General features: G+C 72.2%; 2 protein-coding genes. Both read left to right on the forward strand.

Annotated elements, in window-relative coordinates; translation table 11 throughout:
* Positions 1 to 76 precede the first annotated feature (76 nt).
* The gene (locus C1I97_RS42015; RefSeq protein ID WP_258382852.1) at positions 77 to 2,644 is read left to right on the forward strand and encodes an ATP-grasp domain-containing protein; all 2,568 of its coding nucleotides are present in this window, start codon (positions 77 to 79) and stop codon (positions 2,642 to 2,644) included.
* On the forward strand, positions 2,641 to 3,906 hold the full coding sequence (locus tag C1I97_RS32975) for an MFS transporter (RefSeq protein ID WP_258382853.1): 1,266 nt from the start codon (positions 2,641 to 2,643) through the stop codon (positions 3,904 to 3,906). The genes C1I97_RS42015 and C1I97_RS32975 overlap by 4 nt, the downstream gene beginning before the upstream one ends.
* The last annotated feature ends 54 nt before the right edge of the window (positions 3,907 to 3,960 follow it).

A 3,960-nucleotide genomic window follows, 5' to 3' on the forward strand; every position in this document is an offset into this window, starting at 1 on the left:
CCCTTGCCCCCATGGCCCCGCCGCCTTCGCACGAGACACAGTTCCCTGCGGACGTAGGGAGGAGAGAGGGACCGAGATGAACCCCGAGCGCACCCTGGTGCTCGTCGGCGGTACCGACGAAACGGTGAGAAAGGCCTGTGACCTCGGGCTGAGCGTGTTGCTGCTCCAGCACCCGACCAAGGTGAGCGAGGAGCAGAACCGGTTCGCCACGGCCGTCGAGGTCGTCGACTACACGGACTGGGCGCTGGTCGAGCCCGTCGTGCGCGCCTGGCACGAGAGTCCCGGTTTCACCGTGGCCACGTCGCTGACCGAGCCGGGACTGGAGAACGCCGGGCGGGTCAACGACTTGTTGGGGCTGCACGGAACCGGATACGAGGTCACGCGCCGGTTCCGGGACAAGGCCGTGATGCGGCGGTATCTCGCCGAGCACGACCCGGCGCGGGCCGTACAGGCCCGATCCCTGCGCAGCCGCGAGGACCTGGGCGCCTTCGGGGCGTCGTACGGCTTCCCCTTCGTCGTCAAGCCCGCCGACGCCACCGCGAGCATCGGTGTCCAGTACGTCGGGGGACCGGAAGACACCGGCCGGGTGTGGGACGAGGTGGACCGGCTCGCCGGCACCCGGACCGACCGGGTCTCCTCGCTGTTCGTGCTGCGGGACTTCCTGATGGAGGAGTACCTGGACGGGCCCGAGTTCAGCGTCGAGTCGTTCAGCTTCGCGGGCCGGCACGTGATCGTCGCGATCACGGAGAAGTTCACCGCGGAGGGCCACTTCGCCGAGCTGGGCCACGCCGTGCCGGCCCGGCTGCCCGCACGGGACGAGGACGCGCTGCGGGATGCGGTGCGCGGCTTCCTCGACGTGATGGGTCTGCGCGACGGCGTGTGCCACACGGAGGTACGCCTCACCGCCCGGGGGCCGCGCGTGATCGAGAGCCACAACCGGATCGCCGGCGACGCCATCCCCGAGCTGGTGCACGGCGCGTACGGCATCGATCTGATCTCACTCGCGCTCTCCCATCCCTTCGGCCTGGCCGAGGAGTTGCCCGACCGCCCGCGGTCGCACGGCGGTGCCTGTGTCCGCGCCCTGGTCGGCGCGTCCGGCGCCCGCGTGGAGTCCGTCGCCGGGGTCGAGGAGGCGCGCGGCGCGGACGGCGTCATCGACGTGCGCATCAGTGCCCGGCCCGGCGACACCGTGCGGCCGCTGCGGGACAACTGGGACCGGCTCGGCCTGGTCGCCGTCGCCGCCGGCGACACGGACGCCGCCGTCCGGCGCGGCGCCGAGGTCGTCGAGGAGCACCTCCGGATCGTCCTCGCGCACCCCGACGGCCGTACCGGTCTCGCACAGCCGGCGGGGACCGGGGAGCGCACGAACCTGCTGATCCTGCACCGCAATCCGCTGGACCCGTTCCCGTACCGCGCCTGGCTGCCGGACCACACCGGCGACATCGTGGTCCTCGCCGCCCGCGACAAGATCGAACTGGCCGGCGAGGAAACGCCCGACAGCGCCCTCGGCTACACCCGGCTGGAGATCTTCGACGACTTCGACGCCGACGAGGTCGACGCCCGTGCTCTCGAACTCGCCGCCGCGCACGGCGTCACCCACGTGATCGCGCTGCACGAGGCGGACCTGCTGCGGGCCGCTCGGCTGCGCGAGAGGCTCGGGCTGCCCGGTGCGTGGCACGCCGACGTGCTGCCGTTCCGCGACAAGGCCCTGATGAAGGCGCGCGCGCAGAAGGCCGGCATCGCGGTGGCACCGTACGTCCAGCCCCGGACCGCCGAGCAGGCCCGGCGGTTCGCGGCGGCGCAGGGCTTCCCGCTCGTGTTCAAGCACCGCCAAGGCTTCAACTCGGTCGGTCTGCGCATCCTGCGGGACGAGGCCGCCTTCGAGGAGTGCCTGAAGGACGCGTACGGCGCGGGCGAGCGCGAGGACGTGCTGCTGGAGGGATTCGTACCGGGCCGCATGTGCCATGTCGACGGTTTCGTCGCCGACGGGCGGCCGGCCGTGGCCTGGCCCTCGCAGTACCAGTACGACCTCGCTTCCTTCGCCTCGGACCCGGGCCCGCGCATCGACGTGACCCTCGACCGGGACGACCCGCTCACCCCACGGCTGCTGGACTTCGCCGAGAAGGTCCTCGCTACGCTGACGCCCGAGGGCTCGCGGCTGCGCGATTACGCCTTCCACATGGAGGTCTTCCACACCCCCGACGACCGGCTCGTGCTGTGCGAGAGCGCCTGCCGCTCCGGTGGCGCCAAGATCCGAGAGGTCTTCCACACCCTGTTCGGCGTGCACCTCGGCGAGTACGCCGCGCGCGCCGAAGCCGGTCACACCCGTTCGGAAGCCATGAGGAAGCTGACGGAGACCTCCGCACCGCCCGCGCCCCGGTGCATGTCCGGGCAGATGCTCACCATGAAACGGCCGGGGCTCGTGCGCGCGCTGCCGCCGGAGCCCGACGAACCCTGGCTCATGGGCTTCTGGCTGTTCGCCGAGGAGGGCCAGGCCATCGCTCCCGCCGCGGGCTCCGCCGACTTCCTCGCCGCTGCGGTGGGCTCCGCGCCGACCCGCGCGGAGTGCGAGCGCCGGCTGCGCGCGCTCGGGGACTGGGTGCGGGAGCACACCGAGATTGCCGAGACCGTGGAGGCACCGTGACGACGAGAGGCCCGTCGGCGAGGGCGCGTTACATGCTGGGCATGGTGGTCGACGCCACCGGCAGCGGTATGTACCTGCCCCTGTCCCTGCTGTACTTCCACCACGTCACCGGGCTTCCGCTCACCCAGGTCGGCACCCTGATGACCGCCGCGGCGATGATCGGCCTGATCAGCAATCCGGCGGCGGGGGTCCTCATCGACCGGTTCGGGGCCCGTGCCGTCGTCACCGGCGGTTATCTGCTGCGGGCCGCCGGGTTCTGCACGTATCCGCTGGTGGACAACGGCGCCAGCATGTTCGCCGTGCTTCTGCTGGTGGCGCTCGGCGACATGTCGTACCCACCGGCGATCCAGTCCTTCATCGCCGAGTTCGTCCAGGGCACGGACCGCGACAAGCTGCTCGCCGTCCAGCGCAGCCTGCGCAACGCCGGTCTGGGCGTCGGCGGTCTGCTCGCGGGCGCCGTGCTTGCTCTGGGCAGCTACGCGCTCTACCACGTGATCGTGTTCGGAGCTGCCGCCGGCTACGTGGCCGCGGCCGCGTGCATCGGTGCCATTCCCGTACGGAAGGCGGCCTCCGCGGGCCCGCGCGTCTCCCGTAAGGGCGGCTACCGGCTCGTGGCCCGCAACCGCCCGTTCCTCGCCCTGACCCTGCTCAATGTGCCGACGGCGTTCGGCTACACGGTGCTCTCGGTCGGCATCCCGGCCTATGTCACCCAGAACCTGGGCGCGTCCCACTCGCTGGTGGGCGTCCTGTACGCCGTCAATACGGTCGGTATCGCGCTCCTGCAGATCCCGGTCACGCGGAGCCTCGTCGCGTTCCGCCGCTCACGCGCGGTGGCGTTGGGCGCGGCCGTGTTCGGGGCTTCGTTCCTGGTGTTCGCGGTCCTCGCCTCGGTGGGGGACAAGACGGTCGTCCTGGTCGGCGTCTTCGCGGCGACGCTGCTGTTCACGGCGGGAGAGCTGATGCACGGCGCCACGGCGTCCGCGCTGTGCGCCCAGGCCGCGCCGGAGGAGACGCGGGGCCGGCACCTCGCGGTCTACCAGCTGTCCTGGGCGGTGCCCATGGCCCTGGCCCCCGCCGTCCTGACGGCTCTTCTCACCCTGTCGCCGACGGCGATGTGGCTGGTCCTCGCGGCGGGCGTGACGGTCTCGTCCCTGGGCGTCCTGCGCCTGGAGCGGTGGCTGCCGGAGGAGGCGGTGTATCCGCGTCCACGTGTGGCCGAGACCGAGCCCGAGGACGGGTCCGCGGAGCGGGCCCGGACCTGACCCGGACCGCGCCCGCCCGCCCGTCACGGCCGTACCCACGGCCCCGTCCTTCCC

The sequence above is a fragment of the Streptomyces sp. NTH33 genome (assembly GCF_003236365.1).
GTDB lineage: Bacteria > Actinomycetota > Actinomycetes > Streptomycetales > Streptomycetaceae > Streptomyces.